Here is a 21,934-nt window from a genome sequence, read left to right as displayed (position 1 = left end):
AAAGGCCGGGGGACGTACCCCCGGCCCAGGTTTGCCCGATAGGGAGGAGCGGGGCTCAGAAGAAGCCGAGCGCTTTCGGGCTGTAGCTGACCAGCAGGTTCTTGGTCTGCTGGTAGTGGTCGAGCATCATCTTGTGCGTCTCGCGGCCGATGCCGGACTTCTTGTAACCACCGAAGGCGGCGTGCGCCGGATACAGGTGGTAGCAGTTGGTCCACACGCGGCCGGCCTGGATGCCGCGGCCCATGCGGAAAGCGCGGTTGCCGTCACGGCTCCACACGCCGGCGCCCAGGCCGAACTCGCTGTCGTTGGCGATGGCCAGCGCCTCTTCCTCGGTCTCGAAGGTGGTCACGGCGACGACCGGGCCGAAGATCTCCTCCTGGAAGATGCGCATCTTGTTGTGGCCTTCCAGGATGGTCGGCTGGACATAGTAGCCGCCCTCCAGCTCGCCGCCCAGATGGGCACGCTCGCCGCCGGTCAGCACCTTGGCGCCCTCGGCCTTGCCGATCTCGATGTAGGAGAGGATCTTCTCCAGCTGCTCCTGCGAGGCCTGGGCGCCGATCATCGTGCCGCCGTCCAGCGGGTGGCCCTGGGCGATCTTGGCGACGCGCTCGACCGCCAGCTTGATGAAGCGGTCGTAGATCGACTTCTGGATGAGGACGCGGCTCGGGCAGGTGCAGACCTCGCCCTGGTTCAACGCGAACATCGCGAAGCCTTCCAGCGCCTTGTCGAGGAACTCGTCGTCGGCGGCCATCACGTCTTCGAAGAAGATGTTCGGCGACTTGCCGCCCAGCTCGACCGTCGACGGGATGATGTTCTCGGACGCGTATTGCAGGATCAGGCGGCCGGTCGAGGTTTCGCCGGTGAAGGCGATCTTGGAGATGCGCTTGTTGGTGGCGAGCGGCTTGCCCGCCTCGATGCCGAAGCCGTTGACGATGTTGAGCACGCCGGGCGGCAGCAGGTCGCCGACGATGTCGGCCAGCACCATGATCGCCATCGGGGTCTGCTCGGCCGGCTTCAGCACGATGCAGTTGCCGGCGGCCAGCGCCGGGGCCAGCTTCCAGGCGGCCATCAGCAGCGGGAAGTTCCACGGGATGATCTGGCCGACGACGCCCAGCGGCTCATGGAAATGATAGGCGTAGGTGGTGTGGTCGATCTCGGCGATCGAGCCTTCCTGGGCGCGGATGCAGCCGGCATAGTAGCGGAAATGGTCGATGGCGAGCGGCACGTCGGCGGCGCGGGTTTCGCGGATCGGCTTGCCGTTGTCCAGCGTCTCGGCCAGCGCAATGACCTCCAGCCGCTCTTCCATGCGGTCGGCGATCTTCAGCAGGATGTTCGAGCGCTCGGTCGGCGAGGTGCGGCCCCAGGCATCCTTGGCGGCGTGGGCGGCATCGAGCGCCAGTTCGACATCGGCGGCCTGGGACCGGGCGACCTCGCACAGCGGCTTGCCGGTAATCGGGGTGAGGTTCGTGAAGTATTGGCCGTCCACCGGTGCCACCCACTGGCCGCCGATATAATTGTCGTAGCGGGGGCGGAGCGCGATCTGCTTCTGCAGGGTGTCGAGAGCCTGGTGGAGCATTTGGGCCGTTCCTCTCAATATGGCGAACCGGTCGGGTTGCCGGTCCGGCGCGTTTGTCTGGCGCCATTCAGCCACTTCGGGAGGGAGGGGGTAAATTGTACTATGGAAGGAGACGGCGGAGGAAGGCGACGGTCAGACAGCGTGATTGTTCGCACGCCATCGGATAAGGCTGCTCATTCCGCCGGCTGCCGGTCGCCTGCGTGCCCGCCCGGCCGGCCCTCGACATAGCCCTTGCGCAGCTGCTCCTCATACCAGCGGCGGTGATGCTCGATCGCCCAGGCCTCGTCGACCTCGCCGCGGCCCATGGCGTCGAAGGCGCCCTCCATGCCGATGGTGCCGATGTAGATGTGCCCGATCACCACCGCGATCAGCACCGCCGCCAGCAGCCCGTGGATCACATGCAGGATCTGCATGCCGCCGATCCCGGTGACGGCGAAGGGCACCATCATCAGCCAGCCGGTGGCCGTCATGCCGAGGCCGCCCAGCACGATGCCCCAGAACACCCCCTTCTGCCCGGCGTTGAAGCGCCCGGCCTCCGGATGCTTGCCGCCGGCCTTGGTGAAGAGGCCTCCGGCGGACTTGATCCACAGCCAGTCCGACTTTTCGGGGAGGTTGTCGCGCAGCCAGAGCGCCATGATCATCGCCAGCCCGACGATGAAGGGCACGCTGACATAGTTGTGGATCGACTTCGACGTCTCGGCCAGCGCGGTGAAGGCCGGATGGCCGATCAGCGGGATCAGCAGCGGCCGCCCGAAAGTGAGGATCGCGCCGGTCAGCGCCATCGCCAGGAAGCTGACCGCCGTCGTCCAATGGGCGAAGCGGTCCAGCCCGTTGAAGCGCAGCACCAGCCGCCCCGCCTTGCCGCCATGGATGCGGATGGTGCCGCGATAGAGGAAGAACGCCGCCAGGATCGCCGTCATGCCGATGGCGAAGCCGCCGATGGTCAGTTGCAGCGTCCGGGTTCGGAATTCCCGCCACTCCCGCCCCTGCGGCTGGACCAGCACCCCCAGCTTCTCGTCCGGGATGCTGACGCGGCCGACCAGCTTGTCGGTCTGCGGGACGTAGAGCGGCACCTGCTCCTTCGTGGTGGGCGAGTTGGGGCCGGGGGACTGGGTGAGCTGCGCCTGCACGACGGTCGGCGCGGCCAGCAGGACGATCAGCAGCAGGGCTTGGAGGGCGCGCATGGTGGTCTCCCGTATCGTCACTCTTTAGGAAGAAGCGCCGGTTGCCCCTTCCCTAACCCTCCCCCTCTTCGAGGGAGAGGGAACTGCCGCCGCACTCTTGCAAAGCTCCTGCCCCCTCTCCCGCGGAGCGGGGGAGGGATGGGGAGGGGGCAACCAGCGCGACGCTCACGCCCCTCCCCTGCCGCCCGGCACGCCGGGAGCGAAGGGCTGGCCCTGGTCGTTGCGGCCGTAGGCGGTGAACCAGCCCGGCGCGCCGGAGCCGTAGCCGCGGCGCAGCGACCGTTCCCGGTAGATGTCGGCCAGCACCGCACCGTCGCCGGCCATCAGCGCGCGGGTCGAGCACATCTCGGCGCACAGCGGCAGCTTGCCTTCGGCCAGCCGGTTGGCTCCGTATTTCCGGTACTCCTCGACGCTGCCGTCGGGCTCGGGACCGCCGGCGCAGAAGGTGCATTTGTCCATCTTGCCGCGGCTGCCGAAATCGGTGGTGCGCGGGTACTGCGGCGCTCCGAACGGACAGGCGTAGAAGCAATAGCCGCAGCCGATGCACAGGTCCTTGCTGTGCAGCACGACCCCATCCTCGGTCTGCAGGAAGCAGTCCACCGGGCAGACCGCGGCGCAGGGCGGGTCGTTGCAGTGCATGCAGGCCATCGAGATCGACCGCTCGCCCGGCTTGCCGTCGTTCAGCGTGACCAGCCGGCGGCGGTTGATGCCCCAGGGCACCTCATGCTCGTTCTTGCAGGCGGTGACGCAGGCGTTGCATTCGATGCAGCGTTCGGCGTCGCACAGGAACTTCATCCGGGCCATTGCTTTCCTCAGCTCCTGCACGTCATGCCGGTTCGACCCGGCAGAGGGTGACCTTGGTTTCCTGCATGAAGGTGACGGGGTCGTAGCCGTAGGTCGTCACCCCGTTCACCGGCTCGCCCAGCACGATGGGGTCGGTGTCGGGCGGGTAGTTGCCGCGCAGGGACTCGCCCTGCCAGACTCCCGAGAAGTGGAAGGGCATGAACACCGTGCCGCTGCCCACCCGGTCGGTCACCAGCGCCTTGACCTTGGCCTTGCCGCCGTCCTCCGGCCCGTAAACCCAGATCCAGGCTCCGTCCTCGATGCCCAGCCGCTCGGCGTCCTTGCTGTTGATCTCGGCGAACATCGACTGCTGCAGCTCGGCGAGCCACGGGTTGGACCGGGTTTCCTCGCCGCCGCCCTCATACTCGACCAGCCGGCCGGAGGTCAGCACCATGGGGAAGCGCTGGCGCAGGTCGCTGTCCGCCACCTTGAACTGCAGCGAGCGGGCGAGCTGGACCAGCCGGAAGTCGCGGCGGTCCTCGATGGCCGGGAAGGCCTTCACCAGGTCGGGGCGCGGGGAATAGATCGGCTCGCGGTGGACCGGCACCGGGTCGGGCAGGTTCCAGGCGACGGCGCGCGCCTTGGCGTTGCCGTGCGGCACGCAGCCATGCTTCAGCGCCACCCGGATGATGCCCATCGACAGGTCGGTCTGCCAGCTGACATTGTCCATCTCCGCGTCGCTGCCGCCGATGGCCCGGATGACGCGCATCTCCTCCGGCGTCAGATCCGTGTCCCAGCCCAGCTTCCTCAGCACCGCCATGGTGAATTCGGGATAGCCGTCCTCGATCTCCGACCCCTTGGAATAGGAGCCGTCGGCCAGCAGCGAGACGCCGTTGCGCTCCACCCCGAAGCGGGCGCGGAAGACGCCGCCGCCGTCCATGACATGCTTGGAGGTGTCGTAGAGCACGGCGGATCCCGGATGCTTCAGCTCCGGATGGCCCCAGCTCGGCCAGGGCAGGCCGTAATAGTCGCCGGCGCAGGGGCCGGCGGATGCCCGCATGGTGATCTTGTCGAAATCGGCCTGATGCTTCATGTGCATCTTCAGCCGTTCCGGCGACTGGCCGGTGGCGCCGATGGACAGGCAGCCGCGGTTCATCTCGCGCAGGATGTCCTCCGGCACCGGCCGGGTCTCCTCCACCGTGATGTGCTTGAACATCTCGTCGGCGAAGCCCAGCTTGCGGGCCAGCAGATAGATGATGGTGTAGTCGTCCTTCGATTCGAAGATCGGCTCCACCACCCTCTCGCCCCACTGCATCGAGCGGTTGGAGCAGGTGCGCGACCCGTCGGTCTCGAACTGGGTGCAGGCCGGCAGGATGTAGGTGCCGTTGCGCCGTTCCCTGATCGCGGCGAAGGTGGTCGGGTGCGGGTCGGCGACGACCAGCAGGCTCAGCTTCTCCAGCCCCTTCAGCATCTCCGGCATGCGGGTGACGGTGTTGCCGCCATGGCCGAAGCACATCATGGCGCGCAGGGGGCTCGGCTGATCGATCTCGCCGGGCTTGGCCAGCACGGCGTCGAACCAGCGCGTGGTCGGGATGCCCTTGGCCTCCATCAGATCCTTGGAGGCGAAGCGGCTCTTGAGATAATCGTACTCGACGTCCCAGACCCGGGCGAAATGCTTCCAGGCGCCTTCGGCCAGCCCGTAATAGGCGGGCAGCGTGGTGACGTCGAGGCCGAAGTCGGTGGCGCCCTGCACGTTGCAGTGGCCGCGGTAGATGTTGGCGCCGCCGCCGGCCACGCCGATGTTGCCCAGCGCCAGCTGCAGGATCGACAGCGCCCGGACGTTGGCGGTGCCGACGGTGTGCTGGGTGACGCCCATGCACCAGATCACCGTGCTGGGCTTGTTCTTCGCCAGCACCTCCGCCACGCGGCGCAGCTGGGTCCCGGGAACGCCGGTCACCCGCTCCACCTCCTCGGGCGTCCATTTCTTCACCTCGGCGCGGATCTCGTCCATGCCGTAGACGCGCTGGCGGATATACTCCTTGTCCTCCCAGCCATTCTCGAAGATGTGCCACAGCAGGCCCCAGGCGATGGGGATGTCGGTGCCGGGGCGGATGCGGACATATTCGGTGGCGTGGGCCGCGGTGCGGGTGAAGCGCGGGTCGATGACGATGAAGGGGGCGCGGTTGTGCTCCTTGCCGCGCAGCATGTGCTGCATCGACACCGGGTGCGCCTCGGCCGGGTTGCCGCCGACGATCACCAGCGCCTTGGAGTTCTGGATGTCGTTGTAGCTGTTGGTCATGGCGCCATAGCCCCACGTGTTCGCCACGCCGGCGACCGTGGTGGAATGGCAGATGCGCGCCTGATGGTCGACGTTGTTGGTCCCCCAGAAGGCCGCCAGCTTGCGGTAGAGATAGGCGCCCTCGTTGGAGAATTTGGCCGAGCCGAGCCAGAACACCGCGTCGGGGCCGGACGCCTTGCGGATTTCCAGCAGCCGGTCGCCGATCTCCTCGATCGCCCGGTCCCAGCCGATGCGCTGCCAGACGCCATCCACCAGCTTGAGCGGGTATTTGACCCGGCGGGTGCCCTTGGTCAGTTCGCGCACCGAGGCGCCCTTGGCGCAGTGGGTGCCCTGGTTGATCGGGCTTTCCCAGCCTGGTTCCTGCCCGACCCAGACGCCGTTCTGCACCTCGGCGATCACGGTGCAGCCGACCGAGCAATGGGTGCAGACGTTCTTGCGGGTCACCAGCTCGACATTGGGCAGGATCGGCCCGGCCTCCGCCTTGCGGATCATCGCGCCGGGCAGCGCGCCGACGGCAGCGATGCCCCCTGCGGCGATCCCGGAGCGGCGCAGGAAGGCGCGGCGGCTGACGCCCGGCTCCAGGCTGTCGGCCAGCGCCCCGGCCAGACCGGAGCGGGCGGTGGAAGCCCTGGCAGAGGCGTTGCCAGAGCCTTTGCCAGTGGCATTGGGGGACCGTTTGACCAGCATGGACACCCTCCCGGCCGCCCTACAGGCGGTTCAGCGCGTAGAAGCGCTTGACGTGTTCGGTTTCGCGGTAGCGGGTCTTCACCTGCTCCTGCGGCGTTTCCGCGGCCTGTGCCGCGTCGCCGGCCGGCAGCATGGTGGCCGCGGCGGCGCCGGCTGCGCCCAGCCCCAGCGTCTTCAGGATGTCGCGGCGCTGAAGCGGGGTGCGGGGAGGCTCGGGCTGGCTCGTCATGCGTCGGTTCCCTCCAGCATGCGGTTCGGTTGGGCGGACGCCTCCTGCCCGATCTCGGCTTCGATCTGCAGGAACAGGCGGCCGACGGTGCCGACCGGGCGGTAGAAATCGGCGGACTCCGCCCGTTCCAGATCCTGGAAGAAACGGCCGGCCCATGGCGCCAGATGGCTGTCCAGCATGTGGCTCTGCACCGCCGGGTCGGCGCCCTCGCGGATCAGCACGGCCATGACGTCGCACAGCGCGGCGATGTGGTCTTCCGGCTCCGACACGCCGGGCGCCCGTTCCAGCCCCAACGCCTGGAGGTCGGCGCGGAGCGCCGCCAGCGGCCGGTCGGTGAGGAAGCCGGTGCGGTAATAGGAGGCGTAGGGGACCAGCTCGCCCTGGACGACGCCGATGAACAGCGCGTTGAATTCGCGCTCCGCCCGCGCCCGGACGAGCTGCGGGTCGCCGTCCCGTGCGCGGGAGGCGAGCTCGTCGAACGCCTGCCCGAGCGGGGTGGCGTCGCCCGACAGGCCGCCCAGCAGGGCAAGCAGGGAGGCGGACGGCGGGGCCGCCAGGGTCAGCGCCAACAGCCGGTAGACGTCGGCGCGGGCGCCATCCGCACCGGTTTCCGGATCATGGATCGTCATCGCACTCCCGCAAGCCTGCGTCCTTGAGACGGCATGGAAGCCATGACCGGCCTGGGATGAGGCTGGCCGGACTTGAGATGCTGGACTTGGAACAACGCCGCACACGAACAGAAGTTGCCGCACCCGGTCGAGGTCGTCCGGGCGTGCTAATTCCTTTGCGCCGACGGCCGACGCCCGGCAGCCGGTACAGAGGCCCGCCGTCCGTCCCGAGTGCTGCGGCCCCTAGTGCTGCGGCCGGCCGGAGAAGTTGCGGTGTTCGACCGACGCCTCCTCCCCCACCCGGGCGCCGCCGGAGGCGAAGGTTTCGTCGGCGCTGCGGGCGAAAAGGGTGGGCAAGGCGACCCGCGCGCCGACGGCCAGCACGGCGATGGCGCACAGGGCGGCGAGAAAGGCTTTCATCGGGGCTCTCCCATCACGGCTCTCCGGGCGGCCGTCATGCCGGGCACAACGCTGCAGGAGACCGATTGTTTCCATCGACCGTTTTTCCGCTTGATATGCTCTAAAAGAGTACATATGGTTTTGCTCACAACGAGCATTGATCGGAGCGCCAGGATGCCCGAGGTCGCCGAACTCGCCTACACCCCCGCCGTCGCCGCGGCGACCGCGCCGATCTACGACCGGATGAAGCGCGTCGTGCCCGCCATCGAGTGGCCCTTCCACGCCCCGCTCGTCCACGCGATCAACGAGCTGAAGCGGGACCGCAACGCCGTCATCCTCGCCCACAACTACCAGACGCCGGAGATCTTCCACGGCGTGGCCGACATCGTCGGCGACAGCCTGGCGCTGGCCGCCAAGGCGACCCAGACCGACGCCGACGTGATCGTGCTGGCCGGCGTGCATTTCATGGCGGAGACGGCAAAGCTGCTGAACCCGGCCAAGACGGTGCTGATCCCCAGCCGCAACGCCGGCTGCTCGCTGGCCGACAGCATCACCGCCGCCGACGTGCGGCTTCTGCGCGAGGCCCATCCCGGCGTGCCGGTGGTCGCCTACGTCAACACCTCCGCCGAGGTGAAGGCGGAGGTCGACATCTGCTGCACCTCTGGCAACGCGGTGGAGGTGGTGGAATCGCTGGGCGTCGACCGGGTGATCTTCCTGCCCGACGAGTATCTGGCGAAATACGTCGCGACCCAGACCAAGGTGGAGATCATCGCCTGGAAGGGCCATTGCGAGGTGCACGAGCGCTTCACCGGCGCGGAGATCGGTGAGTTCCGCCGCCGCTTCGACCGGCTGACGGTGATCGCCCATCCCGAATGCCCGCCCGATGTGCTGGAGGCCGCCGATTTCGTCGGCTCAACCGCCCGCATGATCGACTTCGTCGGCAACGAGAAGCCGCCGCGGGTGCTGATGGTCACCGAATGCTCGATGAGCGACAACGTCGCCGCCGCCTCGCCGGACACCGAGTTCGTGCGCCCCTGCAACCTGTGCCCGCACATGAAGACGGTGACGCTGTCCGGCATCCTGGAGTCCCTCCAGACCCTGGAGCCGCGCGTCGAGATCCCGGACGCGCTCGCCGCCCGCGCCCGCCGCTCCGTCGAGCGCATGCTGGCGGTCAAGCCGAAGTGAGCCTCTGAAACGCCCTCTCCCGCCCCGGGAGAGGGAGGGGACCCGCGCCAATGGCGCGGGGAGGGTGAGGGGCAATCCAAACATGGATTTCCGATCCTTGCCTCACCCCTCACCCTTCCCGCTTCGCGGGCCCCTTCCCTCTCCCGGGACGGGAGAGGGAGCCCCAGGAGTCCATCCATGACCTCCAGCACGCCTTACGATGTCCGGGATGCCGAGGTGATCGTCGTCGGGTCCGGCCTCGCCGGGATGACGGCGGCGCTGCAACTGGCACCGCGCGCGGTCACCCTCCTCACCAAGACCGCCGGTCTCCCCGGCGGCTCCAGCCTGCACGCCCAGGGCGGCATCGCCGCCGCCGTCGGCCCGGGCGACCGGCCGGAGGACCATGCCGCCGACACGATCGCCGCCGGGGCCGGGCTGGTCGATGCCGCGATGGCGGCGCTGCTGACCCGCGACGGCGCCGCCCTGGTGCGCCGGCTGCTGGACGACGGGTTGCCCTTCGACCGCGCCGCCGACGGCTCGCCGCTGTTGGGACGCGAGGCCGCCCACGGTGCCGCGCGCATCGTCCATGCCGGCGGCGACGCCACCGGCCGCACCCTGGTCACCGCACTGGCGGAGCGGCTGCGCGCCACCCCGTCGGTCCGGGTGGAGACCGACGCCTTCGCCGTCGACCTCGCCATCCGCAACGGGCGGGTCTGCGGCCTGCTGGCCTGCCATGGGCAGGGCTGGGTGCTGCACCGGGCGCCGCGCGTGATCCTGGCGACCGGCGGCATCGGCGCCGCCTTCGCCCGCACCACCAACCCGGCGGAAGCCACCGGCGACGGCCTCGCCATCGCCGCGCGGGCCGGCGCCACTCTCGCCGACCTGGAGTTCGTGCAGTTCCACCCCACGGCGCTGGCGGTCGATTCCGACCCGGTGCCGCTGCTGACCGAGGCGTTGCGCGGAGCAGGCGCCCTGCTGCTCGACCGCACCGGCCACCGTTTCATGCCGGACGAACATCCGCTGGCGGAGCTGGCGCCGCGCGACGTGGTGGCCCGCGCCATCGGCCGGCGCGTCGCAGCGGTGGAGCCGGTGTTCCTCGACCTGCGTCCGGCGCTGGCCGCCAAGCCCGGCGGCTTCCCCACCGTCCTGGCGCTGTGCGCCGAGCATGGGCTCGACCCTTTCGCCGAACCGATGCCGGTGGCGCCGGCCGCCCACTACCATATGGGCGGCGTGGTCACCGACGCCGACGGACGGACCAGCCTGGAGGGGCTGTGGGCCTGCGGCGAGGTCGCCTGCACCGGCGTCCACGGCGCCAACCGGCTGGCAAGCAATTCCCTGCTGGAGGCGCTGGTGTTCGGCGCCCGCGTCGCCCGCGACGTGGCGGAGCGGCCGCTGGCACCGCTGCCGCCCTTCGCCCTGCCCCGCCCGCCGGCGGTCGCCGCCGACGTCGGCCATGCCCTGCTCGACGCCATCGGGGCGGAGGCGCGGACGGCGCTCTATGACGGGGCCGGTCTGGTCCGCAACGGGCTGGGGCTGCTGGCCGCCCGGCGCAAGCTCGACCGGCTGGCGGCGGCGCTGGACATGCTCCGTTGCGAGGACGGCGATAGCGAAAACGACCCCCAGGCCCCGCCCGAAATCGTCCGCCATTGGGGCGAGGCGCGCAACCGGCTGCTGGTCGGTCGTCTGGTGGTCCATGCCGCCCTGGCGCGGGAGGAGAGCCGCGGCGCCCACAGCCGCAGCGACCATCCCCTGCCCAATCCGGCCCATAACCCCGCCCATGGGCGCAGCGAACGCCGCACCCTCACCCTGACCGATCTGGCCGGCGCCGCCGGCCCCCTGCCCGGAGACGCCGCATGCTGCATCCTCTGACCGTCGAGCCCATCGTCCGCGCCGCCCTGGCGGAGGATCTGGGCCGGGCCGGCGACATCACCACCGACAGCATCGTTCCGGCCGACGCGGTGGCGACCGCCCGCATCGCCGCCCGCAGGGACGGCCGCGTCGCAGGGCTGGATGCGGCCCTGATCGCCTTCCGCCTGCTCGATCCCGCCATGGCGGTGACGGTGGAGCGCGCCGACGGCACCGACGTCACTGCGGGCGGCACCATCGCCACCCTGACCGGCAGCGCCCGCGCCCTGCTGACGGCGGAGCGCACGGCACTGAACCTGATGGGCCGGCTGTCCGGCATCGCCACCGCCACCCGCGCGCTGGTGCGCGAGGTGGACGGCACGAAGGCCCGCATCGTCTGCACCCGCAAGACCACCCCCGGCCTGCGCGTGCTGGAGAAGCATGCGGTGAAGCTCGGCGGCGGCTTCAACCACCGCTTCGGGCTGGATGACGCGGTGCTGATCAAGGACAACCACATCGCGGTGGCCGGCGGCGTGCGTCCGGCGGTGGAGCGCGTCCGCGCCGCCATCGGCCACATGGTGAAGGTGGAGGTGGAGGTCGACACGCTGGACCAGCTCGACGAGCTGCTCGGCCTGCCGGTCGACGTCGTGCTGCTCGACAACATGGACCCGGACACCCTGCGCCGGGCGGTGCGCAGGGTGGACGGCCGGCTGCTGACCGAGGCGTCGGGCAACGTCACCCTGGCCGGCGTCCGCGCCATCGCCGAGACCGGCGTCGACATGATCTCCTGCGGCTGGCTGACCCACAGCGCCCCGAACCTGGATCTGGGGCTGGACATGTGAGGCCGGGAGAGAGGGGGCGCGCTACGCCGCCACCTTCTCGACCTGGCCGTCCAGGCCCATCAGCAGCAGTTCGACCTCCAGGTCGGGATGGCGTTCCTTGACCATCGCCTTCAGCCTGGTCAGGTATTGGCCGTGCACCTCGGCCTCCTTGGCGGGGTCGGGCGACAGGTCCATGCCCAGGAAGACCTTGTAGGCGCCGCAGTCCCGGTGGTCCATGACGATCACCCGCTTGATGTGGTGCAGGTCCTTGGCGACCGCGACATGGTCCCAGAAGGCCTCGCCCCAGGCCGGCTTCTTGTCGGTCAGGGCGCCCAGGCTGGCGCCGGCCAGGATGACATGGTCGTAGTTCGCCTGCATGTTGCGGGCGTTCATGTAGCCGGCGACATGCCCCATCAGGCGGTAGTCCATGCAGGACAGCAGCAGCGTGTCGACGCTGCCGGCCAGCGCCGGGCGGCTCATCGTCAGCGGCGCCATCAGCGTCACCCCGGCGCCCAGCGTCGCCAGCTTCAGGAACCCGCGGCGCGAGCTGTGCTCGCCATTGTGTCCGCCCTGGCAGCAGCCATGGTGATGACCGGTCGGATGATCCATCGTCGCCTCCCCACGCACCCCGAAGCCTTCCGGGGTTTCACGCGCGATGCTGGCGGGAAAATGATGAAGATTTCAATATGGAGGCTTCGTCCAATTCTATCTGTCGGAAAATCCGGCGGCAGGGCATCTCCCGCACGGTGCCGGCGGTGCGGCTGCGCACCCCGCGATCCCGCATCCAGGGGGCACGATCCCGCTCACCGGGAATGCGGGCGGATCTCGCCATACAGCGTGACGAGCCGGTCGAGCGTGCCGACCGTCCGCTCCGGCGTCGCGGCGGACAGCGCGAGGTGCATCGCCTCGATGGTCACGAGGCCCGGCGCGTGCAGGGCGACATGCTCGGACTTCACCCGCGGCAGGAGGATGCTGGCCGCCGCGTGGGCGCGCAGCGGCGAATCCGCGCGGCCGAGGATCATGACGACGGGCAGGCCGAGACGCTGCGCCTCGGCCAGCGTCGCCGTCGCCTCGCGGTGCGCGCGCCCGTGCAGCAGCATCAGCAGGACCTGCCCCGCCCGCATGCCCAACAGCTGTTCGCCGAGCGCGATGCCGGTGGCGTTGAGCGCGAGGCCGGGCAGGCCCGAGCGGGAGAACAGCCGCGCCGCGTAATGCGCGATGATGCCCGACGCGCCGATGCCGAAGACGCAGACACCGTCCGCCCCGGCCAGCAGCCTGACGGCGGCGGCCATGGCGCGGCGGTTCTCCGGTTCGGCCAGCGCCTCGGCCGTGCGGCGCTGGCTGTCGATCACGAAATCGATGGCGGCGTCGCAGTCGCCGCCCAGTTCCCGCGCGGTCAGGGCCATCTTCTCGACCGGCGAGTCCGTCTCGCCCAGCCAGCCGTCGAGCGTGTCCTTGAGGTCGCGCAACCCGCTGAAGCCGAGCGCCTGGATGGCGCGGATCACCGTGGCGTCAGACGTGCCGGTCTCGAACCCGATTTCCAGCGCCGAGAGGCCCAGCACGGCGTGGCGGTGCGCATCGATGTAGGTGGCGACCGCGAGAAGGCCGGGCGACAACCGGTGCCGGCGCTGATTGAAACGCTCGGTGTAGAGGTCCTTCACCCGCTTCTGACGCGGCGCGACCTGAGACATGGCGGCAAATCCCCCCTGGAACTCCCCCTGGAACTCTCAGTCCTGTCTATCCCAGAGCAGGAACCGCTTCAATCGCACGGCCTCCGGCCGCCATCTTTCGCCAGCCGTCATTCCGCCGCCGGCCGCCGGGTCAGGTTCGACTGCACCGCCACCACCATCAGGCTGAGCGCCGCGTAGGAGTTGGAGATCGCCTCCTCGCGCGGGATCATGACGTAGCGCCCCTCCCGGCAAGCCTTCAGCAGATCGCAGAATCCTGGAAGCACCTCGTTCATCAGGGCGATCTCCTCCGCCGCCCCCTTGCCCTGGTCGGAACGGTAGGGGTCGAAGATGATGTCCGCATCCAGTTCCGGCAGCCGTTCGGGCCCGACCTCGATCCGGTCGTTCTCGGGAATTCCGTCGATCAGGGCGGGAAAGCGGAAGCCCGCATCGCGCAGCACCCGGCCCAGGGCGCGGTAGCTGTGATAGACGCTGAGCTTGCCGCGCATCGGCTGCAGGACCGAAACCGTGATGGCGCCGGTGTCCACCTCCGCCCGCAGCCGCTCGATCTGCGCGCGGTAGCGGCGTTCGAGAAAAGCCAGCCGCCGCTGGGCGTGGACCAGGTCGGCCAGCTGGCGGTAGAGGTGGGGGGCGCCCTTGCGGTTGTCCAGCGCGACGGTCGGCGCAATCTTCGCCAGCTGCTCCACCGGGGTTGGGCGCGAAATCTCGGTGACGATCAGGTCGGGCTTCAGGCGGACGACCGCTTCGAGATCCACGGTGGTGGCGCCGATGAAGACGATGCCGCCAGTGTCGAAATCGACGCCGGTCAGCAGGTCGCTCGACCGCAGTTCCGGCCGGCCGTCGGGACCGATGCGGCCATGGCTGCCCACCGGGAGCACGCCCAGCTCGATCAGCGGAATGGTCACGTCGATGTCGTAGACCGACACGATGCGTTTGGGCTGGGCGGGCACCTCCACCTTGCGGCCGAGGTCGTCGGTGAAGCTGCGCGTTTCCTGCGCCAGCGCCAGCGCGAACGTTGGCAGGCAGAGCAGCAGGGACAGGAGAAGGCGGATCGGCATCACAGCTGGTTCCTGCGGGTCCAGAGAAGAAGGATCAGCGTCGGCGCGCCGACAGCGGCCAGGACGACCCCGGTCGGCAGCTCGACCGGGGCGAAGGCGCTGCGCCCGATGGTGTCGGCCAGCAGCACCAGCATGGCGCCGATCAGCCCGGTGCCGATCAGCCGGGCGCGGGGCGATCCGGCGGGCAGCGCGCGCGCCAGATGGGGGGCGATCAGCCCGACGAAGCCCAGCCCCCCGGCGACCGACACCGCCCCCGCGACCAGGAACAGCGCCACCAGGAACTGCGCCACCGTGACCGCGCGCAGGCGCGTGCCCAGGCTGACGGCCAGGGAATCGCCCAGCAGCCGCGCCTCGGCGCCGGGGCTCGACAGCAGCAGCAGACCGCCGCCGGCCGCCGTCAGCAGCGCCGCCAGCCGCACCATCGGCCAGTCGGCGGCCTGGATGTTGCCGGCAAGCCAGAGCATCGCGGCCTGGAGGTTGCGGGTCTCCGCCGCCGCCAGCAGGATCGCCAGCACCGCCGACAGGCACCACGACACGCCGATCCCCACCAGCACCAGCCGCAGCCCCGATCCCGCCCGCGCCAGCAGCAGCACCAGCGCCCCCACCGCCAGCCCGCCGCACAGCCCGGCCACCGGCCGCCACCACAGCGGCGTGCCGGGCAGAAGCAGCAGCAGGGTCACGACGCACAGTGCGGCCCCCTCGCGCACGCCCATCAGGCCGGGATCGGCCAATCCGTTGCGCGTCAGCGCCTGCATCGTCGCCCCAGCCAGCGCCAGCATCGCCCCGCACAGCATGGCGAGCCAGACGCGCGGCGCGCGGAAGGCAGACAGGACCAGACGGCGGCCCTCGTCCGGCACCGCGTCGCCCAGCCCGAGATAGCCGAGGATCTCGCGGGCCGGGATCGGCTCGCTGCCCCGCCCCAGCGCCCAGAAGGCCAAAAGCGCCAGCGCCAGGGAGAGGCCCGCCGCCGCCAGCGCCGGACGGACGGGCAGCCGAACCGACAGCGCCCCTGCCCGCCAGACCAGGACCGGGGGATGTGCGCGGCTCATTTCGCCGCCCTCGCGAAGATCCACAGGAACACCGGCGCGCCGACCAGCCCGGTCAGGGCGCCGGTCGGCAGCTCCCGTGGCCGCAGAAGGCCGGTGGCGGCGAGGTCGGCGGCGGTCAGCAGCGCGGCCCCGGTCAGCGCCACCACGATCAGCGCGGCGGCGGACGGGCGGTTGTGCAGCCCCGGCCACAGCACCGGGGCGACCAGCCCGACGAAGCCCATCGGACCCACCAGCGACACCGCCGCCCCGCACATCAGCGCGGCGGCGCACAGCGCCCCGACCCGCAGCCCCGTCGCCGACACCCCGAGCCCCCGCGCCAGCGCGTCGCCCAGGCTCAACGCCGCGAGGCCGGGCGCGATCAGCAGCGCCAGCGCGAAGCCCGCCGCCGCGACCGGTGCCGCCGCCGCCACATGCGCCATCCGCGCCCCGGCACCGTCGCCGATCAGCCAGAAGCGCAACTCCTCCAGCGTGCCCTCGTCGAGGATCAGGATGACGGAGGTCAGGGCGTTGGCGAGCGCGGTGAAGGCGATGCCGCAGAAGATCAGCGTCACCGGCCGCAGCCCCTGCCGCCCGGCGGACGCGAAGCCGAGAACCAGCGCGAACAGCGCCCCCGCCCCCAGGCTGGCGACGAGCGGCCGCAGGGACGGCCCGACCGCCAGCGCCGGAAAGGCGGTCAGCGCCACCATGGTCAGCGAGGCGCCGGCGTTCAGCCCCAGGATGTGCGGCTCTCCCAACCGGTTGCGCAGCACCGATTGCAGCAGATAGCCCGCCGCCCCCAACCCCGCCCCGGCCAGCATCACCGCCAGCAGGCGGGGCAGGCGCAGCATCGCCAGCATCCGGTGATCGATGTTGCGCGGGTTGTAGGCGGTCAGCAGATCGACCAGCGTCGCCGGTGCCATCGGCTTCGGCCCGCCCAGCAGATGGACCGCCGCCAGCGCCAGCGCGGCGGCCAGCGCCAGGGGCAGCAGCGGCCACGGGCTGCGGCGGGCCGCCTTCACGGGGATCGGCGTCGTGACGGCCGTCATCGACACGCCACCGGCATGGAGGTCGGGGCGGATATCGGCACGAACACCGGCAAGCCGGTTTCCGGATGGCTCAGGCCGGCGACCGGCATGTCGAACACGTCGCCGACGATCGCCGCCGTGCAGGCGGCGGGATGGTCCAGCCGGTGGCGGATGCCGCCGCCCTTCAGGAAGAGGAAGCGGTCGGCATGCTGCAAGGCGAGGTTCAGGTCGTGCAGCACGCAGACGATGGTGCGGCCATGGTCGCGCACCAGCGTTGCCAGCATCGCCAGGATGTCGATCTGGTGGCGCATGTCGAGGAAGGTGGTCGGCTCGTCCAGCAGGATGACGGAGGTTTCCTGGGCCAGGACCATGGCGATCCACACCCGTTGGCGCTGCCCGCCCGACAGGCTGTCCACCCCGCGCGCCGCCAGATCGGCGACGCCGGTCACCGCCATCGCCCGGCCGACCGCCGCCTCGTCCGCCGCGCTCCATTGCCGGAACAGGCCCTGGTGCGGAAAGCGCCCGCGCGAAACCAGATCGAAGACGCTCAGCCCCTCCGGCACCAGCGGTTGTTGGGGCAGCAGGCCGAGCTTGCGCGAGACCGCGCGGGTCGGCAGCCGGGCGATGTCGGCGCCGTCCAGCAGAACCGACCCGGCCATCGGCGGCAACAGCCGCGCCATCGCCGCCAGCAGCGTGGATTTCCCCGACCCGTTCGGTCCCAGCAGCACGGTGAAGCGCCCGGCCTCGATCTGGAAATCGGCCCGCTCCAGCACCCGGCGCCCGTCATGGCCCACGGCCAGCCCCTCGACTGCGAGGGGGGGAACCGCAAGGGGTGGGATCGGGGGTCGCGGGGTGTCGTCTCTCGTCATTGGCACCTGTCCCGACAGCATCCCGCCTTAGCAGGATTTCCGCCTGTAGTAGTCAAGCCTTTCCGGCCGCAAAAAAATTCCGGATGCCGCATCGCCGCCTCCGGGACGCGGCTGCGGGGCGGAAAACCGCCCCCGGCAGGGCCGTTTCGGCCCGATCCGGCGGGGAATCGCCTGGAAACGGAGCCGGTTCGCCGGCCGTCGGCGGCGGCGCATTCTTGACTACTACGGCGTGACAGTCGAGCAAGAATGAGAATGAATTGCATGCGCAGCGCATTTCAGGCCCGGCAACCCCAAACCTCCGGCACATGCCTCCGGCACCCTGCCCCCGGCATCGTGCCCCCCAGCATCACGCCTATGGAATCCGACATGACGACCAGGACCCGCCTCCGCCCCTTCGCTTCCGCCCGGCTTCTCACCCTCGCCGCCTGCGCGCTGCCCCTGTCGAACGCACCCGCCCTCGCCCAGACGGCGGAGGACAAGGGTCCGAAGCCCATCCTCCTTGCCCCCATCCTGCTGGAGGGCCGGGACGGCACGACCTACGCCGCGCCGGTCGGCACCACCGCCACCCGGCTGGAGGTGCCGGTGATGGAGGTGCCGCAGGCGGTGACCACCGTCACCGGACAGGCATTGCGGGATCGCGAGGCCGACAGCATCGACGACGCGCTGGCCACCGTCAGCGGCGTGACGCAGACCAACACCGTCGCCGGCAAGGAGGATGCCGTGATCCGCCGCGGCTTCGGATTCAGCCGCGACGGGTCCATCCTGACCGACGGGCTGAAGACGGTCCTGCCGCACTCCTTCAACGCCACCGTGTCCAGCGTCGATGTGCTGAAGGGTCCGGCCTCGACGCTGTACGGCGTGCTCGACCCCGGCGGAATGATCAACCTGACCACGAAGAAGCCGGAGAGCCGCTTCGGCGGGACCGCCTACACCCGCTTCGACGCCTATGGCGCCGGGCGCACCGGCGCCAAGGCGGGGATCGACGCCACCGGCCCGGTCGATGGAACCGGCCTGTCCTGGCGCTTCATCGCCGAGGGCGAGAACGGCGACTACTGGCGCAATTTCGGCACGCGCAAGGGCTGGACCGTGGCCCCCTCGCTGCGGTGGACGGGGGAAACGACCGACGTCACCCTTTCCTACCTGCATCAGGACTACGAGGTTCCCTACGATCGCGGCACCGTCTACGACACCCGGACGGGCCGTTTCGCCGCCATCGATCGCCGGACGCGGCTGGACGAGGAGTTCGGCCGGACCGACGGCGCCTCCGACCTCGCCAAGCTCCTGGTGGATCACCGGCTCGGCAATGGCTGGAAGCTGTCCGCCGGCTATGCGTGGAGCGCCGACGATTTCCGCGCCGATCAGGTCCGGGTTCTCGGCTTCGACAGCACCACCGGCGCCGTCACCCGCCGCGCCGACGTCCGCGACGATTACGAGGTGCAGGCGCACGCCGCGCGGCTGGAGCTGATGGGCGACACGCGGTTCGCCGGGATGACGCAGGAACTGCTGTTCGGCCTGTCCTACGACCACGAGGCAACCGACCGGACCGCGCTGCAGAATTGCCGGACCAACAGCAGTTTCAACATGTACAACCCGGTCTATGGCCGCATGGCGCCCTGTGCCTATGTGCCGGTCGCCGGGACCGACGAGCATGAGCGCATCGAAACCGCCTCCCTCTACCTGCAGGACCGCATCCATCTGGCCAAGGACTGGATCCTGGTGGCCGGCATGCGGTACCAGGGCTACGACATCCGCGCCGGGCGGGGGGCGGTGGTGAACACCGACACCGACGGCCATGTCTGGCTGCCCAATCTGGGCCTCGTCTGGACCGCGACGCCGGCCCTGTCATTCTACGCCAACACCGCGCGCAGCTTCCGCCCCAACAGCTCGATCACCAGCGCCTATGGCAGCCTGCCGCCGGAGACCGGAACCTCGCACGAGCTGGGTGCCAAGTTCGAGGTGGCACAGGGGATCACCGGCACGCTGGCGCTCTACACCGCCCGCAAGAAGAACGTCGCCTATGCCGAGACGGTGAACGGCACCACCGTCTACCGCACCGCCGGGCTGGTGCGCTCGCGCGGGGTGGAGCTGGATCTGGCCGGCCAGCTCACCGAACGGCTGCAGCTGATCGGCAGCTACGGCTTCACCGACGCCAAGGTGCTGGACGATCCCGATTACGCCGGCAAGCAGCTGGCGAACGTGGCGCGGCACACGGCGGCCGTCTATCTCGCCTACGACCATGGCGCGCTGTTCGGGAGCGGGGGCGGCCTGCGCTTCGGCGGCGGCGTGCGTCTGGTCGGCGCGCGGGCGGGCGACAACGCCAACAGCTACGACCTGCCAGGCTACGGCGTCGTCGATGCCTTCGCCGCCTACACCTTCGACACCGCCCGCCCGGTCACCGTGCAGCTGAACCTGAACAACCTGTTCGACAAGACCTACTACACCTCCTCGATCGGCAACTCCGCCTATGGCATCGCCATCGGCGACCCCTTCAACGCCAGCCTGAGGGTCAGCGTCGCGTTCTGACCGGGTGCGCCGGGCAGTGCCGCCAGACCCGGAGCCCTAGAACAGGCCCTTGAACGGCAGCTGAGCCGGCGGTTCATCCGTCTTTGCCGCTTTGGCCGGCCTGCGGGCCGCGGGCTTCGCCTTTCCGGGCGTTTTCACCGGTTGTTCGGCGGCCATGGGCATGGGAAGTTCCGGCAGCGATTCGGGTGGAGAGGGGGACGAAGGCTCCACGACGGGTTCCGGTGCGACGGGCTCCGGCACGACGGGTTCCGGCGCGACGGGCTCCGGCGCGACCGGCTCCGGCGCGACCGGCTCATGTGCAGCAGGTTCCGGTGCGGCAGGTTCCGGAGCAGCGGCCACCGGTTCCGGCTTGCCGGCCTTCTTCTTCTTCGCCGGGCGGCCCGGCGTGAAGCCCACGCCGTCCTTGGCGCGCTCCTTGGCCTTGTCGCGGGCCTGGGCTTCCGGTGCGCTCGTGTCGGCGTCCAGCCATTTGCGGCGCTTGATGACCTCGTTCACCCGGCCCTGGTTGACGCCGAGCTGGAAGGCGATCTCCTGCTGGGTCATGCTGGTGGTTTCGTGCAGATGCAGGATTTCGACGGCCAGTTCGGGCGTCATCTTGCGCCCGGTCAGCCGCCGCGCCGGACGGATGGAACGCTGGCTGCGGTCGCGCGCCCGCAACGAGTCCAGGATTTCCAGCGCGGCCGTGTTGCCCGCCGCCTTCAGCGCCTCCTCGAACTCCTTCAACGTCGCCATCGGATCCCTCCCCTCGTCGCCTGCCGGTCCCCCGCCGCAACCGGCAGGATCACAGATAGTTCGGGTTCTGGCGATGGAAAAGACCCGGGAGACAGGACGGCGGGACCGCCGGCAGCCCGCCGGCCCCGGTGAAGGATCGTCCAAAGCTGTTCACAACTCGCCCATTCCCGTTCAAGCCGGGGGGGCACTTTGTTCAAGCCGGCGGGCGATTGTCGGGGTGCGCCTGCCGCCGGGGTCACGCTCCGGGCGGCAGGCGAGCCCGGAATGAATGAGGCTGAAGGAGCCACGCCCCGTGAAGACCCGTCTGCACACGCTCGCCATCGCGGCCACCTTGTCCGTTTCCGCCATCGCCCTGTCCGGCGCCGTCTCCGGCACCGCCCAGGCCGGCGCCACCTTCGACGGCGTGAAGCAGAAGGGCTACGTCCAGTGCGGCGTCAACCTGGGCCTCTACGGCTTCTCCTCGCCCGACGACAAGGGCAAATGGTCGGGCCTCGACGTCGACGTCTGCCGCGCGGTCGCCGCCGCCATGTTCGGCGATGCGGAGAAGGTGAAGTACACCCCGCTGTCGGCGCAGCAGCGCCTGCCGGCGCTCCAGTCCGGCGAGATCGACCTGCTGGCCCGCAACACCACCCGCACCCTGACCCGCGACACCGCCAACGGCCTGAACTTCACGCCGACCAACTATTACGACGGCCAGGGCTTCATGGTGTCGTCCAAGCTGGGGCTGAAGAGCGCCAAGCAGCTGAACGGCGCCACCGTCTGCGTGCTGCCCGGCACCACGACCGAACAGAACGTGTCGGACTATTTCCGCGCCAACAAGATGACCTTCAAGCCGGTCGTCATCGAGAAGAACGAGGAGCTGAACAAGGCCTTCTTCGCCGGCCGCTGCGACGCCCTGACCTCCGACGCCTCCCAGCTGGCCGCCATCCGCGCCGCCGAGGTCCAGAATCCCAACGACTACGTCATCCTGCCCGAGCTGATCTCCAAGGAGCCGCTGTCCCCGGCCGTGCGCCAGGGCGACGAGGAATGGATGAACCTGGTCACCTGGGCCTTCTACGCTATGGTGCAGGCGGAGGAGAAGGGCCTGACCTCCGAGACCGTCGACGCCGCCATGACCTCCCCCGACCCGGACGTGAAGCGTCTGCTGGGCGTCACCGCCGGCAACGGCAAGGCGCTGGGCGTGGAGGAGAACTGGGCCTTCAACATCGTCAAGCAGGTCGGCAACTACGCCCAGAGCTATGAGCGCAACGTCGGCGCCGGCTCCAAGCTGAAGATGCCGCGCGGCCAGAACGCCCTCTACACCGAAGGCGGCCTGATGTACGCCCCGCCGATGAAGTAAGCGCCTGCCGCGGATGCCCCCTCCCTAACCCTCCCCCACCTTCGGTGGGAGAGGGGACTGCCGCCGCTTCGCGACAG

Annotated in this window: 19 protein-coding genes; 5 read left to right on the top strand and 14 right to left on the bottom strand. The window is 70.0% G+C overall.

Annotation, left to right across the window (positions count from 1 at the left end; genetic code table 11):
- Window positions 1-55 precede the first annotated feature (55 nt).
- The 7 genes from adh to ABMY26_RS32895 form a co-directional block, all read right to left on the bottom strand.
- Window positions 56-1,576 carry an aldehyde dehydrogenase gene (gene adh, locus ABMY26_RS32925; protein WP_372400404.1) on the bottom strand — a complete coding sequence of 507 codons (1,521 nt, stop codon included), beginning with the start codon at window positions 1,574-1,576 and terminating at the stop codon, window positions 56-58.
- Window positions 1,577-1,749: 173 nt separating this feature from the next.
- Window positions 1,750-2,760 (bottom strand): formate dehydrogenase subunit gamma, encoded by a 1,011-nt coding sequence (locus ABMY26_RS32920; protein WP_372400403.1) that lies wholly within the window; start codon window positions 2,758-2,760, stop codon window positions 1,750-1,752.
- Window positions 2,761-2,925: 165 nt separating this feature from the next.
- On the bottom strand, window positions 2,926-3,564 hold the full coding sequence (fdh3B, locus tag ABMY26_RS32915) for a formate dehydrogenase FDH3 subunit beta (protein WP_372400402.1): 639 nt from the start codon (window positions 3,562-3,564) through the stop codon (window positions 2,926-2,928).
- A gap of 22 nt (window positions 3,565-3,586) precedes the next feature.
- Window positions 3,587-6,529, bottom strand: coding sequence for a formate dehydrogenase subunit alpha (locus ABMY26_RS32910; RefSeq protein WP_372400401.1), 2,943 nt, complete (start codon window positions 6,527-6,529; stop codon window positions 3,587-3,589).
- A 19-nt stretch (window positions 6,530-6,548) separates the two neighbouring features.
- Window positions 6,549-6,758: a hypothetical protein gene (locus tag ABMY26_RS32905; RefSeq protein WP_045583624.1), complete on the bottom strand. Its 210-nt coding sequence runs from the start codon at window positions 6,756-6,758 to the stop codon at window positions 6,549-6,551.
- Window positions 6,755-7,387, bottom strand: a complete 633-nt coding sequence (locus ABMY26_RS32900) for a molecular chaperone (protein ID WP_372400399.1) — start codon at window positions 7,385-7,387, stop codon at window positions 6,755-6,757. Before ABMY26_RS32900 ends, ABMY26_RS32905 begins: the two co-directional genes overlap by 4 nt.
- A gap of 222 nt (window positions 7,388-7,609) precedes the next feature.
- Window positions 7,610-7,786, bottom strand: a complete 177-nt coding sequence (locus tag ABMY26_RS32895; protein WP_372400398.1) for a hypothetical protein — start codon at window positions 7,784-7,786, stop codon at window positions 7,610-7,612.
- A 153-nt stretch (window positions 7,787-7,939) separates the two neighbouring features.
- Here ABMY26_RS32895 and nadA point away from each other — a divergent pair, with 153 nt between their 5' ends.
- From nadA to nadC, 3 genes are all read left to right on the top strand, one after another.
- Window positions 7,940-8,950: a quinolinate synthase NadA gene (gene nadA / locus ABMY26_RS32890; RefSeq protein WP_372400396.1), complete on the top strand. Its 1,011-nt coding sequence runs from the start codon at window positions 7,940-7,942 to the stop codon at window positions 8,948-8,950.
- Between the two features lie 177 nt (window positions 8,951-9,127).
- A complete protein-coding gene (locus ABMY26_RS32885) occupies window positions 9,128-10,798 on the top strand; it encodes an L-aspartate oxidase (RefSeq protein ID WP_372400395.1) in 1,671 nt (556 codons plus the stop codon).
- Window positions 10,783-11,616, top strand: coding sequence for a carboxylating nicotinate-nucleotide diphosphorylase (gene nadC, locus ABMY26_RS32880; protein WP_372400394.1), 834 nt, complete (start codon window positions 10,783-10,785; stop codon window positions 11,614-11,616). Before ABMY26_RS32885 ends, nadC begins: the two co-directional genes overlap by 16 nt.
- 21 nt (window positions 11,617-11,637) lie before the next feature.
- Here the strand turns inward: nadC and ABMY26_RS32875 are convergent, their stop codons facing one another.
- From ABMY26_RS32875 to ABMY26_RS32850, 6 genes are all read right to left on the bottom strand, one after another.
- Window positions 11,638-12,204, bottom strand: a complete 567-nt coding sequence (locus ABMY26_RS32875) for a carbonic anhydrase (protein ID WP_372400393.1) — start codon at window positions 12,202-12,204, stop codon at window positions 11,638-11,640.
- Window positions 12,205-12,398: 194 nt separating this feature from the next.
- Complete coding sequence (locus ABMY26_RS32870) at window positions 12,399-13,286, bottom strand: MurR/RpiR family transcriptional regulator (RefSeq protein WP_372400391.1); 888 nt, start codon at window positions 13,284-13,286, stop codon at window positions 12,399-12,401.
- 107 nt (window positions 13,287-13,393) lie between these two features.
- A complete protein-coding gene (locus tag ABMY26_RS32865) occupies window positions 13,394-14,341 on the bottom strand; it encodes an ABC transporter substrate-binding protein (RefSeq protein WP_372400390.1) in 948 nt (315 codons plus the stop codon).
- Window positions 14,341-15,390 carry a FecCD family ABC transporter permease gene (locus ABMY26_RS32860; RefSeq protein WP_372400389.1) on the bottom strand — a complete coding sequence of 350 codons (1,050 nt, stop codon included), beginning with the start codon at window positions 15,388-15,390 and terminating at the stop codon, window positions 14,341-14,343. The genes ABMY26_RS32865 and ABMY26_RS32860 overlap by 1 nt, the downstream gene beginning before the upstream one ends.
- A complete protein-coding gene (locus ABMY26_RS32855) occupies window positions 15,387-16,415 on the bottom strand; it encodes a FecCD family ABC transporter permease (RefSeq protein ID WP_372400388.1) in 1,029 nt (342 codons plus the stop codon). The genes ABMY26_RS32860 and ABMY26_RS32855 overlap by 4 nt, the downstream gene beginning before the upstream one ends.
- Entirely contained in the window at window positions 16,412-17,263 is an 852-nt protein-coding gene (locus tag ABMY26_RS32850) for an ABC transporter ATP-binding protein (RefSeq protein WP_372400386.1), read from the bottom strand. Before ABMY26_RS32850 ends, ABMY26_RS32855 begins: the two co-directional genes overlap by 4 nt.
- A 366-nt stretch (window positions 17,264-17,629) precedes the next feature.
- Here ABMY26_RS32850 and ABMY26_RS32845 point away from each other — a divergent pair, with 366 nt between their 5' ends.
- Complete coding sequence (locus ABMY26_RS32845) at window positions 17,630-19,786, top strand: TonB-dependent siderophore receptor (RefSeq protein ID WP_372400384.1); 2,157 nt, start codon at window positions 17,630-17,632, stop codon at window positions 19,784-19,786.
- 36 nt (window positions 19,787-19,822) lie between these two features.
- Here ABMY26_RS32845 and ABMY26_RS32840 read toward each other — a convergent pair whose 3' ends face one another.
- Complete coding sequence (locus ABMY26_RS32840; RefSeq protein ID WP_372400383.1) at window positions 19,823-20,518, bottom strand: hypothetical protein; 696 nt, start codon at window positions 20,516-20,518, stop codon at window positions 19,823-19,825.
- 268 nt (window positions 20,519-20,786) lie between these two features.
- Here ABMY26_RS32840 and ABMY26_RS32835 point away from each other — a divergent pair, with 268 nt between their 5' ends.
- The gene (locus ABMY26_RS32835; RefSeq protein WP_372400382.1) at window positions 20,787-21,857 is read left to right on the top strand and encodes an amino acid ABC transporter substrate-binding protein; all 1,071 of its coding nucleotides are present in this window, start codon (window positions 20,787-20,789) and stop codon (window positions 21,855-21,857) included.
- Window positions 21,858-21,934: the final 77 nt, after the last annotated feature.

Source organism: Azospirillum sp. HJ39 (assembly GCF_041507355.1).
GTDB lineage: Bacteria > Pseudomonadota > Alphaproteobacteria > Azospirillales > Azospirillaceae > Azospirillum > Azospirillum thiophilum.
The sequence above is the reverse complement of the archived record's forward strand: the minus strand, read 5'-3'. Positions and strand labels throughout refer to the sequence as shown.

What these genes read in the sequence shown, in the direction of transcription:
- adh (WP_372400404.1), bottom strand. Translation starts at nt 1,576, where the DNA reads ATGCTCCACCAGGCTCTCGACACCCTGCAGAAGCAGATCGCGCTCCGC.
- ABMY26_RS32920 (WP_372400403.1), bottom strand. Translation starts at nt 2,760, where the DNA reads ATGCGCGCCCTCCAAGCCCTGCTGCTGATCGTCCTGCTGGCCGCGCCG.
- fdh3B (WP_372400402.1), bottom strand. Translation starts at nt 3,564, where the DNA reads ATGGCCCGGATGAAGTTCCTGTGCGACGCCGAACGCTGCATCGAATGC.
- ABMY26_RS32910 (WP_372400401.1), bottom strand. Translation starts at nt 6,529, where the DNA reads ATGCTGGTCAAACGGTCCCCCAATGCCACTGGCAAAGGCTCTGGCAAC.
- ABMY26_RS32905 (WP_045583624.1), bottom strand. Translation starts at nt 6,758, where the DNA reads ATGACGAGCCAGCCCGAGCCTCCCCGCACCCCGCTTCAGCGCCGCGAC.
- ABMY26_RS32900 (WP_372400399.1), bottom strand. Translation starts at nt 7,387, where the DNA reads ATGACGATCCATGATCCGGAAACCGGTGCGGATGGCGCCCGCGCCGAC.
- ABMY26_RS32895 (WP_372400398.1), bottom strand. Translation starts at nt 7,786, where the DNA reads ATGAAAGCCTTTCTCGCCGCCCTGTGCGCCATCGCCGTGCTGGCCGTC.
- nadA (WP_372400396.1), top strand. Translation starts at nt 7,940, where the DNA reads ATGCCCGAGGTCGCCGAACTCGCCTACACCCCCGCCGTCGCCGCGGCG.
- ABMY26_RS32885 (WP_372400395.1), top strand. Translation starts at nt 9,128, where the DNA reads ATGACCTCCAGCACGCCTTACGATGTCCGGGATGCCGAGGTGATCGTC.
- nadC (WP_372400394.1), top strand. Translation starts at nt 10,783, where the DNA reads ATGCTGCATCCTCTGACCGTCGAGCCCATCGTCCGCGCCGCCCTGGCG.
- ABMY26_RS32875 (WP_372400393.1), bottom strand. Translation starts at nt 12,204, where the DNA reads ATGGATCATCCGACCGGTCATCACCATGGCTGCTGCCAGGGCGGACAC.
- ABMY26_RS32870 (WP_372400391.1), bottom strand. Translation starts at nt 13,286, where the DNA reads ATGTCTCAGGTCGCGCCGCGTCAGAAGCGGGTGAAGGACCTCTACACC.
- ABMY26_RS32865 (WP_372400390.1), bottom strand. Translation starts at nt 14,341, where the DNA reads ATGCCGATCCGCCTTCTCCTGTCCCTGCTGCTCTGCCTGCCAACGTTC.
- ABMY26_RS32860 (WP_372400389.1), bottom strand. Translation starts at nt 15,390, where the DNA reads ATGAGCCGCGCACATCCCCCGGTCCTGGTCTGGCGGGCAGGGGCGCTG.
- ABMY26_RS32855 (WP_372400388.1), bottom strand. Translation starts at nt 16,415, where the DNA reads ATGACGGCCGTCACGACGCCGATCCCCGTGAAGGCGGCCCGCCGCAGC.
- ABMY26_RS32850 (WP_372400386.1), bottom strand. Translation starts at nt 17,263, where the DNA reads ATGACGAGAGACGACACCCCGCGACCCCCGATCCCACCCCTTGCGGTT.
- ABMY26_RS32845 (WP_372400384.1), top strand. Translation starts at nt 17,630, where the DNA reads ATGACGACCAGGACCCGCCTCCGCCCCTTCGCTTCCGCCCGGCTTCTC.
- ABMY26_RS32840 (WP_372400383.1), bottom strand. Translation starts at nt 20,518, where the DNA reads ATGGCGACGTTGAAGGAGTTCGAGGAGGCGCTGAAGGCGGCGGGCAAC.
- ABMY26_RS32835 (WP_372400382.1), top strand. Translation starts at nt 20,787, where the DNA reads ATGAGGCTGAAGGAGCCACGCCCCGTGAAGACCCGTCTGCACACGCTC.